We start from the raw sequence: 22,911 nt of genomic DNA on the forward strand, positions 1-22,911 counted from the left end.
GTCATTTCCTTTCGACGAAACCGTCCAGCACGCGTTTCTGTCCGGCGCGGTCGAAATCGATCGTCAGCTTGTTGCCCTCGATCGCGGCCACGTTGCCGTTGCCGAATTTCAGGTGGAAGACCCGGTCGCCGACGGAGAATTTCGACGGCTCGCTCGTGGTCGATTTCGCCACCAGTTCTCCTTCGATCATGCGCGAGCGCGGGCCGCTCTCGCCATAACCGACGCGCTCGACAGCGTGGCCGGAGCGTGAGCCCCAGTTGTCGCGCGTGGCTTCCGTGCGGTTCGCCTGGGCGCGCCGCCAGCCGGGGGTCGAATAGGCGTTCTGGAACGGCTCCTGCTTGTCGAAGCGCGACTGGCCGTAGCCGCCGCGGCCGTAACCGCCATAGGACTGCTCCACCTCGGCCACTTCCACATGCGCTTCCGGCAGTTCGTCGAGGAAGCGGGAGGGCAGCGTCGATTGCCAGAGGCCGTGGATGCGGCGGTTGGAGACGAACCAGATGTGGCAGCGGCGCTTGGCCCGCGTGATGCCGACATAGGCGAGGCGGCGTTCCTCCTCCAGCCCCGAGCGGCCGCCTTCGTCGAGCGCGCGCTGGTGCGGGAAGAGGCCTTCCTCCCAGCCGGGCAGGAAGACGGTCTCGAATTCGAGGCCTTTGGCCGAGTGCAGCGTCATGATGGAGACGGCGTCGAGCTCGGCGTTCTGCTCGGCATCCATGACCAGCGAGACGTGGTCGAGGAAGCCGCGCATGGATTCGAAGGCCTCCATCGAGCGGATCAGTTCCTTGAGGTTGTCGAGGCGCCCCGGGCCTTCCGCCGACTTGTCGGCCTGCCACATGGCGGTATAGCCGCTCTCGTCGAGGATCTGCTCGGCAAGGTCGGTGTGCGGCATGGTTTCCAAAAGCGATTGCCAGCGGCGGAAATCCGTGACGACGTCGAACAGCGCCTTGCGGGCCTTCGGCTTCAGCTCGTCGGTCTCGATGATGTCGGATGCGGCGGCGAGCATGGGAATGTCGCGGGCGCGCGCATAGTCGTGCAGGTTGCGGATCGTCGTATCGCCGAGGCCGCGCTTCGGCGTGTTGACGATGCGCTCGAAGGCGAGGTCGTCGGCCGGCTGGCTGACCAGGCGGAAATAGGCCATGGCATCGCGGATTTCGAGCCGCTCGTAGAAGCGCGGGCCGCCGATGACGCGGTAATTGATGCCGAGCGTGACGAAACGGTCTTCGAACTCGCGCATCTGGAAGGAGGCGCGCACCAGGATCGCCATGTCGTTGAGCTTGTGCTGCTTGCGATGGAGCTGCTCGATCTCTTCGCCGACGGCACGCGCCTCTTCCTCCGAATCCCAGGCCGCATGCACGACGACCTTGTCGTCGTCGGGATCCTTGCGGTCGGTGAAGAGCGTCTTGCCCAGCCGGTCCTCGTTGTGCGCGATCAGGTGGCCGGCAGCGCCGAGGATGTGAGCGGTCGAACGGTAGTTGCGCTCCAGTTTGACGACCTTGGCGCCGGGAAAATCTTTTTCGAAGCGGAGAATGTTGTCCACCTCCGCACCGCGCCAGCCGTAGATCGACTGGTCGTCGTCGCCGACGCAGCAGACATTCTGCGGCGTGCCCTTCGGGCGCTGGGCGAGCAGGCGCAGCCACATGTACTGGGCGGTGTTGGTGTCCTGGTACTCGTCGACGAGGATATAGCGGAATTTCTGGTGGTATTCGGCCAGCACATCCGGATTGGCGCGGAACAGGCGGATCGGGTGCAGCAGCAGGTCGCCGAAATCGCAGGCGTTCAGCGTCTTCAGGCGGTTCTGGTAGGCGATGTAGAGTTCGCGGCCCTTGCCGTTGGCGAAGGCGCGGGCGTCGCCTTCCGGGATCTGCGCCGGGTCGAGGCCCTTGTTCTTCCAGCCGTCGATCATGCCGGCGAACTGCTTTGCCGGCCAGCGTTTGTCGTCGATGCCCTCGGCCTGGATGATCTGCTTGATCAGCCGCACGACGTCGTCGGTGTCGAGGATCGAGAAATCCGAGCGCAGGCCGACGAGTTCGGCATGGCGGCGCAGCAGCTTCACGCCGATCGAGTGGAAGGTGCCGAGCCAGGGCATGCCCTCGACAGCGCCGCCGACGAGGAGGCCGATGCGCTCCTTCATCTCGCGCGCGGCCTTGTTGGTGAAGGTCACGGCGAGCATCTGGCTTGGATAGGCGCGGCCGGTCGCGAGGATATGGGCGATGCGGGTGGTCAGCACGCGCGTCTTGCCGGTGCCGGCGCCCGCGAGCACCAGCAGGGGGCCGTCGAGCGTTTCCACCGCCTCGCGCTGCTCCGGGTTGAGGCCGGAGAGGTAGTCCGGCGTGCGGTGGGCATCGCGGGCCGCCATGGCGCGCGCGGCGATACCACCCGCCGGCTTTTCCTTTGGCGCCGGGGGCTTTCCGGAAAGCTGCGGGTCCTCGTCGAAGAAGGGAATGTCGTCGTAACCGCTGATCATGCGGCTCAATGTAGTGATTCGGTCTCGAAAGACCAGTTTTCCGTTCTGCTTTTATTCCGCAGGGAAAAACATTGGCCAGAAGATTGTGGAAAGCCGCGTCCTTCAGGGCGTCGCGCGGTCCGCATCGAAGACGGCGTCCACGGGGAGCTGGAGGGCGGTCGCAAGCTGGTTCGTCTTGCCGGCAAGCGAGACGATGGCGAGCAGTTCGGCATATTGCGCATCCGTCATGCCCTTGGCCTTGGCCGCGGCCGTGTGGGAGTGGACGCAGTAGCTGCACCCGTTCGTCACCGAGACGGCGATATAGAGCATTTCCTTGACCAGCGGATCGAGCGTCGAGGGTGTCGCCATCACCGCCTTCACCTCCGCCCAGGTGCGCTCCAGAAGCGCCGGGTCGAAGGCGAGGTAGCGCCACATATTGTTGACGAAGTCGGATTTGCGGGTGGCGCGGATGTCGTCGAACACCGCCCTGACGCGCGGATCGGCTTCGATGTCTTCAGCGGGCTTGACGGTGCTCATGGTTCCTCCGGAAGAAAAGGCCGGCGGGCAAGCCGCCGGCCGATAGGGTCAGGCCAGTGCGAACACGCGGGCAGGGCCGCCCGTGCCGCCGCGCACTTTTGGCGCACCCACGATGAGGGTCGCGCCCTTGGCCGGAAGCTGGTCCAGATTGGCGGCCGCTTCAAGCCCCCAATGGCCCGAGGCGAGCCAGGAATAGTGCGTCGCGAAATCCGGCGAGATGCCGTAGTCGAGCGAGAGCGTATCGACCGCGATGCCCACGGCGCTGGAGTTTTCCGCCAGATACTGCACGGCTTCGACGTGGAAGCCGGGGAAGTGCATCTTGCCTTCGGCGTCGGCATTGCGGAACTTGTCGGTGCCGAGATGTTTGTCCCAACCGGAGAGCAGCGCGACGCAGGCCTTTTCCGGCAGGTCGCCATTGGCGGCGATCCAGGCCTTGATGTCGTCCGGCGTCAGTTGCGCATCCGCATTCGCCGCCGCCTTTTCGCGGATGTCGATGACGGCGAGCGGCACGACGAGGTCGGAAACTGGAATTTCGGCGACCGACTTGCCGTCCTCGGAAAAGTGCAGCGGCGCATCGACATGGGTGCCGGTGTGCTCGTTCACCCGCAGTTCGAAGAGATTGAACTTGTGTTCCTTGTAGTTGAACTTCTGCTCGCGCCAGAACTGCTGCTGCCCGAAGAAAGTCGGAAACTCCTCGTAGAGTTCATGGGTGAGGTCCGTCGCCTTGCTCGGCGCTTGCGCGAGCGCCGGGCTCAGCGCACCGGAGCTGGCTGCCGCAACCGTTGCGGCGCCCGCAGCGGCGGCACGGAAAAAGTTTCTTCTCGAAAGCATGCGGTTCTTGACGGTATCGATGACGCAGGCGTCGCACATGGTTCTTCCCCCTGTCGGTGAATGCGTTGATGAAACAATACTGAAATAAGGCTCGGCCATACTGGCGCAGGAAAGCTATCACACGCACCGGATCGGTCCAGTCACGCGCATGCTCGGATAGGGGGTGGCGAGGGAAGATTTCTCCACCTTTTCTTACATTTCGGTAACAGAACAGACCGCCAATCTTACATTTCGGTAATGATCGTATTCTTTCATTGCCCGTTCATTTGCAAAGCGGGATACTTGGTCTATGTCGCACTGCAACAGGTGACGGTTCGCTTCCATCGGAGACAGATTGCATGCGGGTTTGGAAACAGCTCCTCATAAGCCTCGGCGTCATTTCGGCCGGGGTCTTGCTCTGGGGTCGCTTCGTGCCCGGGGCGAACGACATGCTGGAGGCCGCAGGCCTGCCCGGCACGCTCGTCGCCGCTATCGCGCCGGCCGGTGAAGGCCAGGCCGAGGGAGGCCGCGAAGGCGGCCGCCGCGGCGGTTTCGGCGGCGGCCCGGTGCTCGTCGCCACCAAGCCCGTCGCCATGTCCGTCGTCAACGACCGGCTGAACGCCATCGGCGATGGCGAAGCGATCCGCACCGTCACGGTGACACCCTATGCCACCGGCAACCTGACCGAAGTGCTCGTCGAATCCGGCGACCGGGTGGAGCAGGGCCAGGTGATCGCCCGCCTCGACAGCGACGAGCAGCGCATTGCCGCCGACCAGGCGCGCGTGGCGCGTGAAAGCGCCGAGCAGAAGCTGAAGCGCGTCCAGAGCATCAAATCCTCCATGAGCGTTGCCGAATTGCAGGATGCCGAGACCGCGCTGAAGGCGGCGGAACTGGTGTTGCAGAATGCCGAGCTGACGCTGCGCCGCCGCGACATCACCGCGCCCTATGGCGGCGTGGTCGGCATCATCTCCGTCAATGCCGGCGATTACGTCACCACCACCACGGCGATCGCCCGCATCGACGATCGCTCGGAAATCCTCGTCGACTACTGGGTGCCGGAGCGGTTCGCGACGAGCATACGTGTCGGCGGCGATGTCTCGGCGACCGCGGTGGCGCGGCCGGGCGAAACCTTCAACGGCAAGGTGCAGGCGATCGACAACCGCATCGACCAGGAGAGCCGGACGCTGCGCGTGCGTGCGCGCATCGAAAATCCCGAGGACCTCCTGCGCGCCGGCATGTCCTTCCAGGTGACCATGCAGTTTGCCGGTGATCTCTATCCGAGCGTCGATCCGCTCTCCGTGCAGTGGAGCGCGGAAGGCTCCTATGTCTGGCGCGTCAAGGGCGAGAAGGTCGAGCGCGTGCCGATCCACATCATCCAGCGCAACCCGGACAAGGTGCTCATCAAGGCCGAAATCGGCGAGGGCGACCAGATCGTCACCGAGGGCGTGCAGACGCTGCGGCCGGGCGGCGCGGTGCGCACCGCCGAGCAGGACGGCCAGGTGACGTCCTCCGTGACGGAGGGAACGTAATGTCGGGCGAGGGGAATGGCGTCAACGAATCCGGCAAGGCGGGCTTTACCGCGCTTTTCATTCGCCGGCCGATCTTCGCCCTCGTGCTCAACACGCTGATCGTCGTTGCCGGCCTTGCCGCCTTCAACGGCGTGGAAATCCGCGAACTTCCCTCCGTCGACCAGCCGGTCATCAGCGTCTCGACGGAATTCGACGGCGCTTCGCCGGAAACGGTCGACCGCGAGCTGACGGATGTGATCGAAGGGGCGGTCTCGCGCGTCCAAGGCATCAAGGACATTTCCTCGCAGTCGTCCTTCGAACGCAGCCGCGTCACCCTGCAATTCTCCGATACGACGGACGTCAACCAGGCGGCAAACGACGTGCGCGACGCGCTCGGCCGCGTGGCAAACCAGCTTCCCGACGGCGCCGACGAGCCGCGCGTCGTGAAGGCCGATGCCGATAGCCAGCCGATCATGCGGCTCGCGCTGACCTCCGATACGCAATCGCTCGAAGACCTGACGCTGCTGGCCGAAAACGAAATTACCGACCGGCTCGCCTCTGTCGAAGGCGTTGCCGACGTTGCCGTCTACGGCGACCAGGAGAAGATCTTTCGCGTCGATGTCGATCAGTCGAAGCTTGCGGCGCGCGGCCTGACGGTCGCGGACCTGCGCAATGCGTTGGCGACGGCCGCCTTCGACGTGCCGGCGGGCTCGTTGAAGAGCCAGAGCCAGGACATTACGGTGCGCGCAACTGCGGACCTCGCGACGCCGGCCGATTTCGAAAACCTCATCATCAAGAACCGCGTGCGCCTCGGCGACGTCTCCATGGTGACGATGGGGCCTGACGAGGGCTCGACGGCGTTGCGCTCCAACGGGCGCCAGGGCATCGGGCTTGGCATCATCCGTCAGGCGCAGTCGAACACGCTCGATATTTCCGCCGGCGTGAAGCAGATGGTGGCGCAGTTCGAGACCATTCTGCCTGAAGGCACCGAGATCAAGATCACCAGCGACGATGCCGTCTTCATCGATGGCGCGATCCATGAGGTGGAGATCGCGCTCGTCGTTGCCGTCGTGATCGTCACGCTCGTCATCTATCTCTTCCTGCTTGACTGGCGGGCGACGCTGATCCCCACGATCAGCATGCCGATCGCGCTGATCGGCACGATCGCCGCCATCTACATGGCCGGCTTCTCCGTCAACATTCTGACGCTGCTCGCCATCGTTCTGGCGACCGGGCTCGTGGTGGATGACGCGATCGTGGTGCTGGAAAACATCGTGCGCCGCCGCGCGGAAGGCCTGAAGCCGCGCGCCGCCGCCATCCTCGGCACGCTGGAAGTGTTCTTCGCCGTCATCGCGACGACCGCTACGCTCGCCGCCGTCTTCATACCGCTCTCCTTCCTGCCGGGCCAGGCGGGGCGCCTCTTCCGCGAATTCGGCTTCGTGCTCGCCTTTGCCATCCTGCTTTCCTCCTTCGTGGCGCTGACGCTGTGCCCGATGCTTGCCTCACGCATGCTGACCAAGGATATGTCGCACGGACATACGGGCTTTCTTGCCCGCATAGGCGGCGCCTGCTCGCGCTTCTATCGATCGACGCTCAACGCCTGCCTCGGCGCGCCGTTCATCGTCTTCGTCGTTGCGCTGCTTTTCACCGCCGCCGGTGCGACCTCCTTCTTCACCATCAAATCGGAGCTGACGCCAAGCGAAGACCGCTCGATGGTGATGCTGCGCGTGAACGCGCCGCAGGGCGTGTCGCTGGAATATGCGCAAGAGCAGATGAAGCTGATCGAAAACAAGCTTCGCCCGCTCTACGACAAGGGGGAAATCGTCAACATCTTCTCCATATCGGGGCAGGGCGGTTCCACGAACAGCGGTTTCATGGTGCTCACACTCGCCCAGTGGGACCAGCGCGACCGCACGCAGCAGCAGATCGTACAGGACATCAACCAGGCGGTCGGTTCCGTGCCTTCGGTGCGCGCCTTCGCCATGCAGCCGAACAGTCTTGGCATTCGCGGCGCCGGCAACGGCCTGCAGGTGGCGCTCGTCGGCAACGACTATACCAAGCTCGGCAATGCCGCCGCCGAGCTTGTGCGCAAGATCGAGGATAGCGGCCGCTTCCAGAACGTGCGCCTGAACTACGAGGCCAACCAGGCCCAGCTTTCGGTGACCGTCGACCGCGAACGCGCCGCCGATCTCGGTATCGACATTACCGGTCTTTCGGCGGCCTTGCAGGCCATGCTGGAGGGCACGAGCGTCGTCGACATCTATGTCGAGGGGCAGGCCTATCCCGTAAAGCTCTCCTCGACGACGCAGCCGATCAACGACCCGACGGATCTGGAAAACATCTTCCTCAAGACCGGCGACGGCAAGATCGTGCCGATGTCCTCCATCGCCTCGCTGGAAGAGCGCGCCGTCGCGCCCCAGCTTTCGCGCGAGCAGCAGTTGCGCGCCGTCTCGCTTTCGGCGGGTCTGAAGGATGGTCTGGCGCTTGGCGATGCGTTGACGCTGGTGCAGGACATGGCCGAACCGCTGCTGCCGGAAGGCTCGCGCCTGATGCCGATGGCCGAAGCCGCCACGCTTCAGGAAAATTCGGGCGGCCTCTTCGTCACCTTCGGCTTTGCCATCGTCATCATCTTCCTGGTGCTCGCCGCGCAGTTCGAGAGTTTCGTCAGCGCCGTAATCATCATGGTGACGGTGCCGCTGGGCCTTGCCTGCGCCGTCTTCGCGATGATCCTGACGGGCACGACGCTCAACATCTACAGCCAGATCGGGCTCGTGCTGCTCGTGGGCATCATGGCCAAGAACGGCATCCTGATCGTCGAATTCGCCAACCAGTTGCGCGACCGCGGCCAGGATGTGCGCAGCGCCATCGAGGATGCCGCCAATATCCGTCTGCGCCCGGTGCTGATGACGATGATCGCCACCGTTGTCGGCGCAGTGCCGCTGGTGCTGGCAAGCGGTGCGGGTGCTGAAGCGCGCATCTCGCTCGGCTGGGTGCTGGTCGGCGGCCTCGGCCTTGCCACGGTCGTCACCCTCTACCTGACACCCGTCGCCTATCTGGTGATCGCCCGCTATACCAGCCCGCATGCGGACGAAGAAAAACGCCTTGCCGCCGAATTGCAGCATGCCGACGCCCTCGCCAAGGCGGGCGACGGCGCCCTGCCGCAGGCGGCGGAATGAGCCTCTGCGGCCATGACCTGATATTGCGGCTGGACAGCCGGGCGCCAATTTGCTGAGTAAACCCGCACAGGCAGTGAGGGGGAAACGATGGCATTGACGGATATTAGGAGCGGCGCGCGCAACGAGGCGGGCATCGCCGAGGCGCTGGCACGGCTTGCCGAGCGTTTTGGCCCGCGTTTCCAGACCGGAGAGGCGATCCGGACCCAGCACGCGCACACCACCACCTATATCCCCGCCCAGCTTCCCGACGGCGTCGTCTTCGTCGAGACTGCCGAAGAGGTGAAGGCGGTCGTGGCACTTTGCGCGGAGCTGAAGGTGCCGGTCATCCCCTTCGGCACGGGCTCCTCGCTGGAAGGGCAGGTCAACGCGCCGAACGGCGGCATTTCCATCGATTTCAACAATATGAAGCGCGTGCTCGAAGTGAATGCCGAGGATTTCGACTGCACCGTCGAGCCCGGCATCACCCGCGAGGAACTCAACACCTATCTGCGCGATACCGGCCTGTTCTTCCCGATCGATCCCGGTGCCAACGCCTCGATCGGCGGCATGGCCTCGACGCGCGCCTCCGGCACGAACGCCGTGCGCTACGGCACGATGAAGGACAATGTGCTGGCCGTCACCGTCGTCACTGCGACCGGCGAGGAAATCCGCACCGCCCGGCGCGCGCGAAAATCCTCCGCCGGCTATGACCTGACGCGCCTCTTCGTCGGCGCCGAGGGCACGCTCGGCGTCCTGACCTCGATCACGCTTCGTCTCCAGGGCATTCCAGCGGTCATTGCCGGCGGCATCTGCGGCTTCCCGACGCTGAAGGATGCCTGCGACGCCGTGATCATGACGATCCAGCTCGGCATCCCCGTCGCCCGCATCGAGCTCGTCAACACGTTGCAGATCAAGGCCTGCAACGCCTATTCGGGCCTGACGCTGCCGGAGCAGCCGACGCTCTTCGTCGAGTTCCATGGCAATGCGGAAAGCGTGCGCCTGCAATCGGAGGAGTTCGGCGCGATCGCGGCGGATTTTGGCGGCGGTGAATTCCAGTGGACCGCGGATGCCGAGGAGCGCGCGAAATTGTGGAAGGCGCGGCACAATGTCTACTGGGCGGCGAAGGCGCTGCGGCCGGGTTATGCGGTCATCGCGACGGATGTCTGCGTGCCGATCTCGCGGCTGGCCGATTGCGTGGCCGACACCGAGGCCGACATCGAGGAGCATGGCCTGCTTGCGCCGATCGTCGGCCATGCGGGTGACGGCAATTTCCATGTCAGCCTGGTCTTCGACGACAAGGATCCGGCCCATGTGGAGCAGGTGGAGGCCTTCGTCGGCCGGCTCAATGCGCGGGCGCTCGCCATGGACGGCACTTGCACGGGCGAACATGGGATCGGGCAGGGCAAGCAGGCTTTCCTGCCGGGGGAGCTCGGCGGGTCGGTTCTCGTCATGCAGCAGATCAAGCGTGCGCTCGATCCGGACAACATTCTGAACCCTGGCAAGATTTTTTCGACCCTCTAGCGGAAGTTCGCGTTATCCTGTGCGAATGAAGGAAATTCGAGGCATGCGGCGTGCTTTCTAGGATCATGCTCTTCGTTGGCGGCCTGGTGGTCGTGGCGCTCTTTGCAGCGCTGCTGGCGCCGCTCTTCGTCGACTGGACGAGCTTTCGGCAGGATTTCGAGCGCGAGGCGAGCCGCATCATGGGCCGCACGGTCGTCGTGCACGGCAGCGTCGATGCGCGGCTGATCCCGTTCCCCTCCGTTACGCTCAACGACGTGCGCGTCGGCTCGCCGGAGGATGGAAGGCCGCTGGTCGAGGTCGCGCGTTTCTCCATGGATGCGGAACTGGCGCCGTTCCTGTCCGGCGAAGCGCTGATCTTCGACATGCGCCTTGAGGAACCCAAGGCGCGCATCAAACTCTACCAGGACGGCACGCTGGACTGGGCGCGCGGCCGCAAGTCCGACATCCCGGCCCGCACGGTCATTCTCGAAAACGTCGCGATTACCGGCGGCGAGATCGAATTCGTCGACGAACAGACCGGCCGCACGCGCCATGTCACCGGCCTCGACGCGCAGGTCTCGGCGAAATCGCTCGGTGGGCCCTGGCGCATCGACGGGCGCGGGGCGCTCGATGGCGAAAGCGGCGCGTTCCAGCTGTCGAGCGGGCAGGTGGAGAACGGCGCGCTGTCGCTGCGCGCCCGCATCGTGCCCGACCGGCTCGCCTTCACCGCCGATCTCGAAGGTGCGCTCAAGGTCGCCGATTTCCGCCCGCTCTATGACGGTAATTTCACCGTCTCGGAAAAACCGCGCCCGAAGGGCGAGGGGCCGGCCGATCCGATCCGGGTGACGGGCAAGTTCGAGCTTTCCAACGAGCGCATCCGCGTGCCCGAATACCGCCTGGAGGCGGGGCCTGCCGCCGATCCCTACGTGGTGACCGGCGAGGCGACGCTCGACACCGGCCGCAAGCCGGAATTCCTGCTGATCGCCGATGGCCAGCAGATCGACGTCAACCGCATCGGCAACAGCGGCGAGACCGGCAAGACCGGCCGCGACCCGCAGATGTCCGCCCGCCAGCGGCTTCAGGCGCTGCTGGCGATCGCTGCCGATATCCCTATCCCGCAGGTGCCCGGCCGCGCCAGCCTGTTCCTGCCGGCGGTGGTGGTCGGCGATACGACGGTGCGCGAAATCCGCCTCGACGTGAAGCCGGATGGCGACGGCTGGCGGATCGAGAGGGCGGATGCGATCCTGCCCGGCCGCACCGCGCTGGAGGCCAAGGGGCGGCTGATGCTGCGCGAAAACCGCGGCTTCGTCGGCGACCTGCTGATCGCCTCCAACCAGCCCTCGGGGCTTGCCACCTGGCTCGCGGGCTCGGTGGACCCGGAAATCCGCAAGCTGAAGACCGCCGGCTTTTCCGCGCAGGTGAACCTGACGGACGAGTTGCAGCGCTTCGAAAACCTCGAAATCGCTGTGGGCGGCGCCTCGCTGACCGGGCGGTTGGAGCGGGAATCCCGGTCGGATGCGACGCCCGCGCTGTCGCTGGAACTGCGCGGTAACGAGGTGCAGCTGGATTCGCTGCGCGCCCTTGTCGGCCTCGTCGCCGGCGATGCGTCGCTGACGACCGTTCTCGACCATTCCATCGCCCTCGACCTGACGGCGGACCGCTTCCTTGCTTTCGGCGAAAGTGCGACGGATGTGTCTGCCGCGCTCTCCGTGAAGGACGGCCTCCTGACGCTGAGCCGCCTCAACGTCGCCTCGCTCGAAGGGGCGACGCTTTCGGCAAGCGGCACGCTGGGCGGCTCGCTCGTGGCACCGAGCGCCGGCCTCGAAATCCGGCTGAAGGCGGCGGCGATGGAGCCGGTCGCGGCCCTTCTGGCGCGGCATCTGCCGGCCCATCCGCTGCTGTCGCGCTTCGTCGCCAATGCCGGCTACTACGACAATGCCGATCTCGCCGTTCGCGCCGCCGTCTCCGGCGAGGCGGGCAGCCCGGCGACGATCAGCGTTTCCGGCCCCGTCAACGAGGGGCGGGTTGAGTTCAAGCTTTCCACCGCCACGCCCGCCGATCTGCTGCGCGGGCGTAATTTCGAGCTGGACGGCAGCATCTTCAACCCGCAATCCGTCGTGCTGGCCGGTCAGGTCGGACTTGATCCGCTGCCCTTCGATGCCGATCCGGACGGTAGCGTCACCTTCCGCGTGACCCAGCCGGAAGACGGCGCGGCGACGGTTTCGGCGGCGTTCAAAGCGGGCAGCACGTCGATCTCCGCCAAGGGCACCGCAGCACTTTCCGCGGAGGATTTTCTCGCCGGTACGCTCGCGATTTCGGCCAAGAGCGACGATATCGAACCCTATCTGATGATGAACGGCATCGCCGTTCCGCAGGCCGGCGCCGGCCTGCCGCTGACCGCGCAGGCGTCGGTTGCGACCAATGCGCAGGCCATCGCGATCACCGAGATAGCTGGCGAGGCCGATCGCAACGCCTTTTCCGGCAACCTGACCCTCGATCGCACGGCCGCCACGCTGAAGGGTGCCGGTGCGCTGCGCTTCGATACGGTGGATTTTGCCTTCCTGGCGGAGGCGATTGCCGGACCGGTGAGCGATGTTCTCGAAGGCGGGCTGAATGCGGCGGCGCTGGTGCAGCCGCTCCAGGATGCGGCCGATATTTCCGTGGCGCTCGAAGCCGGCGCGTTCTGGCCAGGGCTTTACGGCGCGGTCGAAGGGTTCAAGGCGAACCTCGTCTGGAAGGGCGGCGAGCTGACCATGACCGACATGGCCGGTGACTGGCTCGGCGGCAAGCTCTCCGGCCGCGTCAAGGTGGCCAATGCCGAGGAGAACGGCCTGTTTGAGGCGCGCACCGAACTTGCCGGCGTCGACCTGTCGAAGATCGTCTGGGCCGGGCCGGAAGGCGCGGCTGCGACGGGCAAGGCGGATGTGACGCTTGCCGTGGATGCCTCGGGCAAGAGCGTGCGCACGATGGTCGAGGGCGCCAGCGGCTCGGGCGAGGTGCGGGTGTCCGATCTCGTCCTGCGCGGGCTCGATACCGGCGCGCTGCCGTCGCTTCTGGCGGAAGCGGATCGCATCGAGGGCGACATCACGCAGGAACGCGTCGCCGGGTTTGCGTCGAATGCCATCCTGAAGGGCGAGGCGGCGCTGGGTGCGGTGCGCATCCCCTTCGCGCTGGCGGGCGGCAAGCTGCGCGTCCAGAGCGTTGCGGCCGAGGACGGTAAGGCGGGGCTTTCGGGCGACGCGGATATCGATCTGGCCGGCGACACCATGACGGGGCGCCTCTCCGTCACCTACAAAGCGGGCGAGGACGCGCTGGCCGGTGCCGAGCCGGAAGTAGCGCTTTCCTATCGCGGCCTCGTCGAGGCGCCGGGCTTCGAGCTCGATGTTCAGCCACTCGCCAACTACCTGTCGCTGCGACGCTTCGAGACGGAGCGCCGGCGCGTGGAGACGCTGCAGGCCAACGTGCTGGAAAAGCAGCGCTTGCGACGCGAGGCGGCGCTTTATCGCTCGCGAGCGGATGCGCGCGCCGCACTTGCCGAAGCGATGCGCCTGCAGGTCGAGGAAGAGACGCGGCGGCGTGCGGAGGCGCGTGAACGCGCCGAGAAGGAGCGCACCGCCAGGGAGGCCGCGCAAGAGGCCGAGCGCGCGCGCCGCAAGGCCGCGGACGACGCCCGTCTCCTGCTGGAGGCACAGGAGGAGGCCCGCCGTCTGGCCGAGCAGCGAGCAGCGGCCGAGGCGCGCAAGGCGGAAGACGAGGCTACGCGGCGGCGCCTGCCGGTAAACCCGGAAGAAGGCGTCGAGCGCGGCGGTGAACTGCCACCGCTCGAGGGCGGGCAAAGCTTGAACTTCGACGCGCTGCCGGGCCTCAATTAACGGCGCCGGCCTTTTCCTTCAGCCATCCCAGCACATGCAGGCGCAGCGCCGACGAAAGGTTGCCGTCGACGCCGCGGCCGTCGTCGATCTCGCGGATGAGGGCCGCGACGGGCATGCCGCGCGCGTCGGCAATCGCGCGCAGCTCGTCGTGAAAGGCCGGTTCGAGCGAGAAGCTCGTGCGGTGGCCGTGCAGGGTGGTGGAGTATTTGCGGATCATGCCCATCCTTACGCAGTGAATCAGGCGATTGGCAGATCGAATCCGGTATTTCCGGCAAGCGTTTGAAATGTCAGTCTTTGTCGTCGTCGGACCGCTCGATGCGGCCCTGGTCGAGCGACTTCTGCGCCTTTTCGTTCAGCGCGCGCGTCAGCGTCTTCTCCGCCTTCGTGCGACCGAAGGCGGCGCGGTTCTGCTCGGCCTGCTTTTCCTTGTCGGAGCGGGCTTTCTGCTTGCGGAACTGGCGGAGATTGACGACGTCGCCGCTCATCGCGAGAAACTCAGTTCTTCTTGCGGAAGGAATCGAGCGAGACGACGGAGCCACCCTTGTTGTTGTCGTCGCCCCCGGTCGGCGGGGTCGGCTCTTCCGTGGTGGTCTCCTCGACCTTTTCCGCGAAGGCGGGATAGGCGGTGATCTCGGCGGAGTGTTCTTCTTCCTCTTCCACGGCCGGCACGTCGAATTCCAGCTCGAAGCTGACGGACGGGTCATAGAAGCCGCGGATCGCATTGAACGGGATGACGAGCTTTTCCGGCGTATCGGAGAAGGAGAGGCCGATCTCGAACAGGCTCTCGGTGACCTTCAGGTCCCAGAACTGGTGCTGGACGACGATGGTCATCTGCTCGGCATATTTCGCCTTCAGGTGCTGCGAGATGCGCACGCCGGGGGCATTGGTCAGGAAGGTGATGAAAAAATGGTGCTCGCCGGGCAAGTGTCCCGTGACCGCAACTTCGGACAGAACCTTGCGAATGACGCTGCGCAGCGCGTCCTGGGCGAGAATGTCGTAACGAATGTGGTCTTGCGCCATCAGTTCCTGTCTTTCTTCCAGCCTTTGTCATCAGGCATTGCAACGCGTTCTCATACCTTCCGGCACGAGTCATCTGGCACAGCTATAGACCATTTCAAGGGATTGGAGAAGGTGAAGGCTTCTGTTGCCAGGTGCCTTCGGACCCCGCCTAAGAGTGCGACCCCTTAGGACTTTGAGTGAAGTGTCACACCGCGATTAAGCAGCGAGACGAGCTTCCGCATAGTTGTCGTTTGCAACTACAAGTTTAGCCCGATAACGGTGGTACAATGCCGAGCAAAAAGTCGATCTTTACGCCCTTGTCGATCCTATTTCGCCCCCATCAAAAGCCGGTCGGTCGAAGTTGATCGGTTTTTGGTGGAGGCGCCGGGTACCGCCCCCGGGTCCAATGGGTTTATTACACCGCTCATTTATTGCCGTAGCTGCCGAAGCAGCACTCCACATATAGGCGCTCTCTTGCGCCAAGAAAAGGGTTTTATGACAAGGATATGTGGAAGTTTGGCTCAGGCGGTTTCGGCCAGCGGCGGGGCGCTGTCCTGCGCCCAGTGTTTCTGGAAATCCGCAAGCGGCATCGGGCGGCCGAAATAGTAGCCCTGGAACTCGGTGCAGCCGAAGGATTGCAGAAAAACAAACTGCTCCTTCGTCTCGATGCCCTCGGCGACGACGGAGAGATCGAGCATGCGGGCGATATCGAAGATGCTTTTCAGCAGGAAGCGGTTTCGCAGGTTTTCCGGCGCCTCCTGCACGAAGGAGCGGTCGATCTTGATCTCGTGGATAGGCAACTGGCGCAGGTAGCTGAGCGAGGAATAGCCGGTACCGAAATCGTCGAGCGAGATGGTAAGGCCGGCCGCACGCAGCGCCCGCATCTTCTCCACGATCGTATCGATGTCCGTCGCCATCAGGCTTTCGGTCAATTCCAGCTTCAGCCGGGCCGGATCGACCTTGAGCGCCTCGATGCGGCTGAGCACGGAGGCCACGAAATCGGGTTTCATGAACTGGTCGACGCTGACATTGATCGACAGCACGAGGTCGCGCGCGCCGTCCTCCTGCTGCCAGAGGGCGAGCGTCTTGCAGGCTTCCAGCACCACCCATCCGCCGATCGCCGGCATCAGCCCGGCCTGTTCGGCAAGTGGGATGAAATCGATTGGCGGCGCATAGCTGCCGTCGGCCTTTTTCCAGCGCAACAGCGCCTCGGCGCCCATCAGCCGGCCGGTCTCGTCCACCTGCGGCTGGTAGAAGAGTTCGAATTCGCGGTTGGCGAGTGCGACGCGGATCTCGCGCGCCTGGTCGAGGTTTCGGGCGAATTCGAGCTGCATCACGTAGACGCCGCCGCACAGCATGACGACGGCGATGATCGTGTTCACCCAGGCGCCGAAAAGCCGGTATTCGTCGGCGATCGGCTGCGCGAAGGGCAGCGCCGCCTCGGTGCTGGCGAAGACCACGAAGGCGGCAAGGCAGAGCGCGATGACCGCGAGCTGCGCCACCGACTGTTCGCGCCGGTAATTGATGTAGCCGAGCAGAGCGAGCACCAGCAGGAAGAGATGACAGACCCGCGGGGCGGCATCGCTCGGCACGTCGAACAGCAGGCAGAAGACGACGACGATGACGAAAAAAGCGATCTGCGAGAACATGAGGGCGGCCGAAAGTTGGTTGCCGCGCGCCAGCGCAAAGCTGGCAATCGCGGTCATCACCACGGCCGCATCCATCGCCGCCAGCGACCACGCCTGCATATAGGCGAAAACCAGGCCCCAGCCGATCGTCAGCGCGCCCACGGCAAGAGAGGCCATGCCATAGGCAAGCCGGAAACGGTGTGAATAGTCCTCAGTCTGTTTCACGGGCGGCGACCGTTCGTTGCGGCCTGGCCCACCGGGCCGGCCATCCGGATACCCCTACCGGAAATTCCTTCAGAAAGTACAAAAATGCCACCAGAAGGCGAGGGCAGGCGCCAGGACGCGCCGCAGATCAGGCGTTTATTAGCGCTTGACTTGCCATCACAGCGTGAAAAACATGGTCATCGGCAGGACCACCATGACGGCGGCGGCCGAGTGACCGGAGAGGAGACCCCATGACCGACTATCTCGCAGATGTCCGCAAATATGACAGCGGTGCGGACGAGGCCATCGTCAAGAAGATCGTAAGCCATCTCGGCATCGCGCTGCGCAACCGCGACTCCTCGCTGGTCTCCTGCTCCGATCCGGACGAGCTGAACCGCGTCAAGGAAAAGTGGTGCGCCAAGAAGTTCGGCATCACCGGCGAGGCCGCCGACAAGGCGGTGGAGGCCGTCTGCAAGGCCATGGCCGACGACCGCACGAAATCACGCGTTACCTTCTATTATCTCACCGCCAAGGAACTCGGAACGCTCGGCGCTCTCGCCTGAGTAAAACTGGGGCCTAAGGAAAGCCGGGAAAATCCCTTTTCGCCCTATGGTCGCCGCCGCTCTCGCTTTAGTATCTCACGCTGGACAACGAATCGGCGGCGCCCATGCAGCAATATCTCGATCTTCTCGCCCATGTGATGGAAAACGGCACCGACCGGCCGGACCGGACGGGCACCGGCACGCGCGGCGTCTTCGGCCACCAGATGCGCTTCGACCTTTCCGAAGGTTTTCCGGTGCTGACCACCAAGAAGCTGCACCTGCGCTCGATCATCCATGAGCTGCTGTGGTTCCTGAAGGGCGACACCAACATCGCCTACCTGCACGAAAACGGCGTCACCATCTGGGACGAATGGGCCGACGAGAAGGGCGAGCTCGGCCCGGTCTACGGCTATCAGTGGCGTTCCTGGCCGACCCATGACGGCAGGCATCTCGACCAGATCGTGGCGGTGCTGGACGGCATCAAGCGCAATCCGAATTCGCGCCGCCATATCGTTTCGGCCTGGAACCCGGCACTTGTCGACGAAATGGCGCTGCCGCCCTGCCATTGCCTGTTCCAGTTCTATGTTGCGGACGGCAAGCTCTCCTGCCAGCTCTACCAGCGCTCCGCCGACATCTTCCTCGGCGTGCCCTTCAACATCGCCTCCTATGCGCTTCTCACCATGATGGTGGCGCAGGTGAGCGGTTTGCAGCCGGGCGATTTCGTGCACACGCTGGGCGACGCGCATATCTATGCCAACCATTTCGAGCAGGCGCGCACGCAATTGACGCGCCGGCCGAAGCCCTTGCCCTTCATGAAGCTCAATCCGGACGTGAAGGACCTTTTCTCCTTCAAATTCGAGGACTTCACCCTGATCGGCTACGAAGCCGATTCAACCATCAAGGCGCCGATCGCCGTCTGACTTTCAGGAACCCGCATGACCGAAGCCAAGATCGTCCTCGTCGTGGCCGTCGCGCGAAACGGCGTCATCGGCCGCGATGGCGACCTGCCGTGGCGTCTGCCGTCGGACCTGAAGCGCTTCAAGCAGCTGACGCTCGGCAAGCCGGTGCTGATGGGGCGCAAGACCTGGGCTTCGATCGGCAAGCCGCTGCCGGGCCGGCCGAACATCGTCATCACCCGGGATGCCAGTTTTGTGGCGCCGGGCGCCGAAGTCGTCTCGTCTCTCGATGAGGGACTGGTCGCCGCGCGGCGTGAGGCAAAGGACCTCGGCGTGGACGAAATCTGCGTCATCGGCGGCGGGCAGATCTATGCGCAGGTCTTCGACCGTGCGGACGTGCTGCATGTCACCCATGTCGAGGCGGATGTGGAGGGCGATACGCGCTTTCCCGAGATCGATCGGGGCGTTTTCGAAAAGACCGTCGAAGAGCCTATCCCGCAGGGCGAGAAGGACAGCCACGCCATGCGCTTCGTCACCTGGCGCCGGAAGACGGCTGCGTAAACCGTAAATCGTGCCGATCACGAACTATTTTGCCGCACAAACCCGTCAGGTCACGCGGATTTGTTGAAAGGTGCCGGAGGGATACCTATAACGGGTTCACCTTGCGTAGCGCGGCGAAACATTCCGCGAGATGCGGCCTGGAGCAGTTCCGGCAAAAGTGCGATGCGGTTTTGCATCCGGAACTGCGCATAAACAAGAAATGGAGTGTTTTCGTGTTTCGGAGAAATGCGAACATGCTTCATGGGGATTTGAGAGAAAGAGGTATTGATGCCCTGGAGTAATCAGAACGGCGGCGGCGGCCCTTGGGGCGGCGGCGGCGGCGGTGGCGGAAACAATCAGGGGCCATGGGGGCAGGGACCGAACCGTCCCCGCGGTGGCGGCGGAGGCAGCAATGGCGGCCCGCCGGACCTTGAGGATATCATCCGGCGCGGCCAGGACCGGCTGAAGAGCGTCATGCCCGGCGGCATCAATGGTGGCGCGGTCGTCATCGCGCTGCTGCTCGTCGGCGTCTTCTGGCTGATGAACTCCATCTATACCGTCCAGCCGGACGAGCGCGGCGTTGAACTGCGCTTCGGCAAGCCGAAGCAGGAAATCTCCATGCCCGGCCTGCACTTCCACATGTGGCCGTTCGAAACCGTCGAACTCGTCAAGATCACCGAGCAGCAGCAAAATATCGGCCGCCGCACGGCAGCATCCAATTCGGATGCGTCGGGCCTGATGCTGACCGGCGACCAGAACATCGTCAACGTTCAGTTCTCGGTGCTCTATTCGGTCACGGATCCGGAAGCCTACCTCTTCAATCTCGAATATCCGGCAGAGACGCTGCAGCAGGTTTCCGAAAGCGCCATGCGCGAAGTCGTCGGCCGCCGTCCCGCCCAGGACATTTTCCGCGACAACCGCCAGGCGATTGCGGAAGGCGTGAAGACGACGATCCAGGCGACCATGGATGCCTATGGCGCCGGCATTTCGATCAACACCGTCGCGATCGAGGATGCGGCCCCGCCGCGCGAAGTGGCTGACGCCTTCGACGAAGTGCAGCGCGCCGAGCAGGACGAAGACCGTTTCCTCGAAGAAGCCAACCAGTATGCCAACCAGAAGCTCGGCCTTGCCCGCGGTCAGTCGGCGCAGCTGCGTGAAGAAGCTGCCGCCTACAAGGACCGCGTCGTCAAGGAGGCGGAAGGTGAAGCGTCGCGCTTCCTCTCGGTCTACGAGCAATACAAGCTGGCCCCCGACGTGACCCGCAAGCGTCTCTTCCTCGAAACGATGGAAGGCGTGATGAAGAACTCCAAGAAGGTCATCATCGACGAGAAGCAGGGCGGACAGGGCGTCGTGCCCTTCCTGCCGCTGAACGAACTCGGCCGCGGAACGACCCAGCAACAGCAGAGCACGGGAGGCACTCAGTAATGGGCAACCGTCTACCAGCCATTCTGATCGCCGTCGGCGTTCTCCTGTTCATCGCTTATTCGTCGGTGTTCGTCGTCAACGAGCGCCAGCAGGCGATCGTCATCCGCTTCGGCCAGATCCAGGACGTCAAGGCCGAGCCCGGCCTCTACTTCAAGCTGCCCTTCGGCTTCATGGATGCCGACAGCGTGCAGTATATCCAGGACCAGGCCCTGCGCTTCGATCTCGACGACATTCGCGTCCAGGTCTCGGGCGGCAAGTTCTACGAAGTCGATGCTTTCGTGGTCTACAAGATCACGGATGCGCGCCGCTTCCGCGAAGCCGTCTCGGGTGACCGGGAATCGGCCGAATCGCGCCTGCGCACCCGTCTCGATGCGGCTCTTCGCCGGGTCTACGGTCTGCGTGGCTTCGAATCCGCGCTCTCGGAAGAGCGTGCGTCGATGATGCGCGAAGTTCGCGGCGAACTGACGAACGACGCCTCGAACCTCGGCCTCACGATCTCGGATGTGCGTATCCGTCGCACGGACCTCACGCAGGAAGTCTCGCAGCAGACCTTCGAGCGCATGAAGGCAGAGCGTCTGGCGGAAGCCGAACTCATCCGCGCCCGCGGTAACGAAGCCGGCCAGCGCCGCCGCGCCATCGCCGACCGCCAGGTCGTCGAGTTCATCGCCGCGGCCCAGCGTGATTCGGAAATCCTGCGAGGCGAGGGTGAAGGCGAGCGCAACCGCGTCTTCGGCGAAGCCTTCTCGCAGGATCCTGCCTTCTTCGACTTCTACCGGTCGATGAGCGCCTACAGTGCGTCCATGACGTCGTCCGACACCACGCTGGTGCTGTCGCCGCAGTCGGAATTCTTCCGCTACTTCGAGGATGCGGCGGGCACGACGCCCACCACCTCGGGGGCTGCGACGGGAACGACGAACGGCACGGCAACGACGCCGACGACGACGGCAAACTGACGCCGTGGCCGATTTCCTGACGGGAATCGCCTTCTTCATGATCATCGAGGGGCTGGTGTACGCACTGGCCCCTTCGGTTTTGAAGCGCATGGCGGAAATGCTGCCGCAGATTCCGGAAAGCCAGCTGCGCGTCTCGGGCCTCGTTGCCGTGGCGCTCGGCGTGGTCATGGTCTGGTTCATTCGGGGCGGGTGAACGCGACGGCTTGCAGCCGCCCGCGAAGACGGGCAAGACTTCACATCAAATTCAACGCGGCGGACTGATTTTCGCCGTATCCGCGGCAAACACTCGCCACGATGGCCAGGACAAGAGGATGCCGAATATGGCTTTGAAGATGAGGTCCAGCGCAGCGCAAACGGCACTCGCGCTCGCGATGAGTTTTTCGCTGGTCGCGGGCGGGCCGTTCGTGGCGCCGGCGCTAGCACAGGTGAAGCCGGCGGCAGGCCCGGATTCGGTCGCCGATCTTGCCGAAAGCTTGCTTGATGCGGTGGTGAACATTTCCACGTCGCAGAACGTCAAGAGCGACGACAAGGCACCCGTGCCGCAGGTGCCGGAAGGTTCGCCCTTCCAGGATTTCTTCGACGAGTTCTTCAAGGGTGAAGGCGGCGAGGGCGGCAACCAGGGGCAGACGGTCAATTCGCTCGGCTCCGGCTTCGTCATCGATCCTTCGGGCTTCATCGCCACGAACAACCACGTCATCGAGGGCGCGGACGATATCGAGGTGAATTTCGCCAATGGCTCGAAGCTCAAGGCGAAGCTCGTCGGCACCGACCCGAAGACTGACCTTGCGCTCCTGAAGGTCGAGCCGAAGGCGCCGCTGAAGGCGGTGCCCTTCGGTGATTCCCGCACCATGCGCATCGGCGACTGGGTGATGGCGATCGGCAACCCGTTCGGGCTTGGCGGCTCGGTGACAGTCGGCATCATTTCCGCGCGCGGCCGCAACATCAATGCCGGCCCCTACGACAATTTCATCCAGACGGACGCCGCGATCAACCGCGGCAATTCCGGCGGCCCGCTGTTCAACATGAAGGGCGAGGTCATCGGCATCAACACGGCGATCATCTCGCCGTCGGGCGGCTCGATCGGCATCGGCTTCTCCGTGCCGACGGAGCTTGCGCAAAACATCTTCACGCAGCTTCGTGATTTCGGCGAGACCCGACGCGGCTGGCTCGGCGTGCGCATCCAGCCGGTCACCGACGACATCGCCGAAAGCCTCAGCATGGCCGAGGCGAAGGGCGCGCTCGTTGCCGGCATCATCAAGGGCGGCCCGGTCGACAACGGTTCGATCGAAACCGGCGACGTCATCATCCGCTTCGACGGCAAGGAGGTCGACGAGATGCGCGACCTGCCGCGCGTCGTGGCCGAGAGCCCCGTCGGCAAGGCGGTCGACGTCGTGCTGCTGCGCGACGGCAAGGAAATGACCGTCAAGGTCACCCTCGGCCGCCTTGAGGACGGCGAGAAGGAAGCCGGCGACGACGCGGTGACCCAGGAGGACACCCCGACCGAGGACGGCACGACGCCGCAGACCGGCGAACAGGTGCAGCCCAGCAAGGCCGACACGGTTCTCGGCATGGGCATCAGCGACCTCGACGAGCAGGCGCGCAAGACCTTCGAGATCGTCGAAAGCGTCAAGGGCGTCGTGATCACCGAGGTGACGCCCGAATCGGCCGCCTCCGAGCGCGGAATCGTGCCGGGCGACGTGATCGTGGAAGTCGGCCAGGAGGCCGTGACGACGGCCGAAGAGGTGAAGACCCGTGTCGCCAAGCTGAAATCGGAAGACCGGCGCAACGCGCTCCTGATGATCGCCAACCGCACCGGCGCGCTGCGCTACATCACCGTGCGCATCGACTAAAGGCGAGTCCGTTCAGGAGCTTGCCGGCGAAAATTGCCGGATTGAATCGGGT

General features: G+C 64.4%; 18 protein-coding genes and 1 other RNA gene. 11 read left to right on the plus strand and 8 right to left on the minus strand.

Annotation, left to right across the window (positions count from 1 at the left end):
• Position 1: 1 nt before the first annotated feature.
• The 3 genes from AC1RWL_RS11065 to AC1RWL_RS11075 form a co-directional block, all read right to left on the minus strand.
• Positions 2–2,461: an ATP-dependent helicase gene (locus AC1RWL_RS11065; RefSeq protein WP_493094750.1), complete on the minus strand. Its 2,460-nt coding sequence runs from the start codon at positions 2,459–2,461 to the stop codon at positions 2–4.
• A 102-nt stretch (positions 2,462–2,563) separates the two neighbouring features.
• On the minus strand, positions 2,564–2,977 hold the full coding sequence (locus AC1RWL_RS11070; RefSeq protein ID WP_493094749.1) for a carboxymuconolactone decarboxylase family protein: 414 nt from the start codon (positions 2,975–2,977) through the stop codon (positions 2,564–2,566).
• A gap of 48 nt (positions 2,978–3,025) precedes the next feature.
• Positions 3,026–3,847, minus strand: coding sequence for a cyclase family protein (locus AC1RWL_RS11075; protein ID WP_439627763.1), 822 nt, complete (start codon positions 3,845–3,847; stop codon positions 3,026–3,028).
• Between the two features lie 299 nt (positions 3,848–4,146).
• On the opposite strand from AC1RWL_RS11075, the gene AC1RWL_RS11080 reads away from it, so the two are divergent.
• The 4 genes from AC1RWL_RS11080 to AC1RWL_RS11095 all read left to right on the plus strand — a co-directional run bounded on the left by AC1RWL_RS11080 (position 4,147) and on the right by AC1RWL_RS11095 (position 13,822).
• Positions 4,147–5,316, plus strand: coding sequence for an efflux RND transporter periplasmic adaptor subunit (locus AC1RWL_RS11080; RefSeq protein ID WP_493094748.1), 1,170 nt, complete (start codon positions 4,147–4,149; stop codon positions 5,314–5,316).
• Positions 5,316–8,471 (plus strand): efflux RND transporter permease subunit, encoded by a 3,156-nt coding sequence (locus tag AC1RWL_RS11085; RefSeq protein ID WP_439627759.1) that lies wholly within the window; start codon positions 5,316–5,318, stop codon positions 8,469–8,471. Before AC1RWL_RS11080 ends, AC1RWL_RS11085 begins: the two co-directional genes overlap by 1 nt.
• Before the next feature lie 87 nt (positions 8,472–8,558).
• Positions 8,559–9,971 (plus strand): FAD-binding oxidoreductase, encoded by a 1,413-nt coding sequence (locus tag AC1RWL_RS11090; protein WP_493094747.1) that lies wholly within the window; start codon positions 8,559–8,561, stop codon positions 9,969–9,971.
• Between the two features lie 50 nt (positions 9,972–10,021).
• Positions 10,022–13,822 carry an AsmA family protein gene (locus tag AC1RWL_RS11095; protein ID WP_493158346.1) on the plus strand — a complete coding sequence of 1,267 codons (3,801 nt, stop codon included), beginning with the start codon at positions 10,022–10,024 and terminating at the stop codon, positions 13,820–13,822.
• Here AC1RWL_RS11095 and AC1RWL_RS11100 read toward each other — a convergent pair.
• The 5 genes from AC1RWL_RS11100 to AC1RWL_RS11120 form a co-directional block, all read right to left on the minus strand.
• A complete protein-coding gene (locus tag AC1RWL_RS11100) occupies positions 13,815–14,039 on the minus strand; it encodes a ribbon-helix-helix domain-containing protein (RefSeq protein ID WP_493094745.1) in 225 nt (74 codons plus the stop codon). The two genes, AC1RWL_RS11095 and AC1RWL_RS11100, sit on opposite strands and share 8 nt — an antisense overlap.
• Before the next feature lie 70 nt (positions 14,040–14,109).
• Positions 14,110–14,307, minus strand: coding sequence for a DUF4169 family protein (locus tag AC1RWL_RS11105; RefSeq protein ID WP_493094744.1), 198 nt, complete (start codon positions 14,305–14,307; stop codon positions 14,110–14,112).
• 10 nt (positions 14,308–14,317) lie between these two features.
• Positions 14,318–14,842 carry an SspB family protein gene (locus AC1RWL_RS11110; RefSeq protein WP_256117051.1) on the minus strand — a complete coding sequence of 175 codons (525 nt, stop codon included), beginning with the start codon at positions 14,840–14,842 and terminating at the stop codon, positions 14,318–14,320.
• Between the two features lie 110 nt (positions 14,843–14,952).
• Positions 14,953–15,313, minus strand: a transfer-messenger RNA (tmRNA) gene (ssrA, locus tag AC1RWL_RS11115).
• Positions 15,314–15,342: 29 nt separating this feature from the next.
• Positions 15,343–16,674, minus strand: a complete 1,332-nt coding sequence (locus tag AC1RWL_RS11120) for a putative bifunctional diguanylate cyclase/phosphodiesterase (RefSeq protein WP_493094743.1) — start codon at positions 16,672–16,674, stop codon at positions 15,343–15,345.
• A 230-nt stretch (positions 16,675–16,904) separates the two neighbouring features.
• Here AC1RWL_RS11120 and AC1RWL_RS11125 point away from each other — a divergent pair, with 230 nt between their 5' ends.
• The 7 genes from AC1RWL_RS11125 (at position 16,905) to AC1RWL_RS11155 (ending at position 22,859) form a co-directional block, all read left to right on the plus strand.
• On the plus strand, positions 16,905–17,216 hold the full coding sequence (locus AC1RWL_RS11125; protein WP_256117049.1) for a DUF2853 family protein: 312 nt from the start codon (positions 16,905–16,907) through the stop codon (positions 17,214–17,216).
• Between the two features lie 104 nt (positions 17,217–17,320).
• Positions 17,321–18,115 carry a thymidylate synthase gene (locus tag AC1RWL_RS11130; protein ID WP_493094742.1) on the plus strand — a complete coding sequence of 265 codons (795 nt, stop codon included), beginning with the start codon at positions 17,321–17,323 and terminating at the stop codon, positions 18,113–18,115.
• Between the two features lie 15 nt (positions 18,116–18,130).
• On the plus strand, positions 18,131–18,652 hold the full coding sequence (locus AC1RWL_RS11135) for a dihydrofolate reductase (RefSeq protein WP_493094741.1): 522 nt from the start codon (positions 18,131–18,133) through the stop codon (positions 18,650–18,652).
• 267 nt (positions 18,653–18,919) lie between these two features.
• Entirely contained in the window at positions 18,920–20,056 is a 1,137-nt protein-coding gene (gene hflK, locus AC1RWL_RS11140) for an FtsH protease activity modulator HflK (protein WP_256117045.1), read from the plus strand.
• Positions 20,056–21,009, plus strand: a complete 954-nt coding sequence (gene hflC, locus AC1RWL_RS11145) for a protease modulator HflC (RefSeq protein ID WP_435266957.1) — start codon at positions 20,056–20,058, stop codon at positions 21,007–21,009. The genes hflK and hflC overlap by 1 nt, the downstream gene beginning before the upstream one ends.
• Positions 21,010–21,013: 4 nt before the next feature.
• Positions 21,014–21,202, plus strand: coding sequence for a DUF2065 domain-containing protein (locus AC1RWL_RS11150; protein ID WP_327508263.1), 189 nt, complete (start codon positions 21,014–21,016; stop codon positions 21,200–21,202).
• Positions 21,203–21,380: 178 nt separating this feature from the next.
• On the plus strand, positions 21,381–22,859 hold the full coding sequence (locus AC1RWL_RS11155; protein WP_493094955.1) for a DegQ family serine endoprotease: 1,479 nt from the start codon (positions 21,381–21,383) through the stop codon (positions 22,857–22,859).
• The last annotated feature ends 52 nt before the right edge of the window (positions 22,860–22,911 follow it).

The organism is Shinella sp. GW821-FHT10F02 (assembly GCF_058809275.1).

Coding starts and splice junctions, on each gene's coding strand:
- AC1RWL_RS11090 (WP_493094747.1), top strand. CDS start 8,559: ATGGCATTGACGGATATTAGGAGCGGCGCGCGCAACGAGGCGGGCATC.
- AC1RWL_RS11135 (WP_493094741.1), top strand. CDS start 18,131: ATGACCGAAGCCAAGATCGTCCTCGTCGTGGCCGTCGCGCGAAACGGC.
- AC1RWL_RS11085 (WP_439627759.1), top strand. CDS start 5,316: ATGTCGGGCGAGGGGAATGGCGTCAACGAATCCGGCAAGGCGGGCTTT.
- AC1RWL_RS11100 (WP_493094745.1), bottom strand. CDS start 14,039: ATGATCCGCAAATACTCCACCACCCTGCACGGCCACCGCACGAGCTTC.
- AC1RWL_RS11105 (WP_493094744.1), bottom strand. CDS start 14,307: ATGAGCGGCGACGTCGTCAATCTCCGCCAGTTCCGCAAGCAGAAAGCC.
- AC1RWL_RS11130 (WP_493094742.1), top strand. CDS start 17,321: ATGCAGCAATATCTCGATCTTCTCGCCCATGTGATGGAAAACGGCACC.
- AC1RWL_RS11075 (WP_439627763.1), bottom strand. CDS start 3,847: ATGTGCGACGCCTGCGTCATCGATACCGTCAAGAACCGCATGCTTTCG.
- hflC (WP_435266957.1), top strand. CDS start 20,056: ATGGGCAACCGTCTACCAGCCATTCTGATCGCCGTCGGCGTTCTCCTG.
- AC1RWL_RS11065 (WP_493094750.1), bottom strand. CDS start 2,461: ATGATCAGCGGTTACGACGACATTCCCTTCTTCGACGAGGACCCGCAG.
- AC1RWL_RS11080 (WP_493094748.1), top strand. CDS start 4,147: ATGCGGGTTTGGAAACAGCTCCTCATAAGCCTCGGCGTCATTTCGGCC.
- AC1RWL_RS11070 (WP_493094749.1), bottom strand. CDS start 2,977: ATGAGCACCGTCAAGCCCGCTGAAGACATCGAAGCCGATCCGCGCGTC.
- AC1RWL_RS11155 (WP_493094955.1), top strand. CDS start 21,381: ATGAGTTTTTCGCTGGTCGCGGGCGGGCCGTTCGTGGCGCCGGCGCTA.
- AC1RWL_RS11110 (WP_256117051.1), bottom strand. CDS start 14,842: ATGGCGCAAGACCACATTCGTTACGACATTCTCGCCCAGGACGCGCTG.
- hflK (WP_256117045.1), top strand. CDS start 18,920: ATGCCCTGGAGTAATCAGAACGGCGGCGGCGGCCCTTGGGGCGGCGGC.
- AC1RWL_RS11125 (WP_256117049.1), top strand. CDS start 16,905: ATGACCGACTATCTCGCAGATGTCCGCAAATATGACAGCGGTGCGGAC.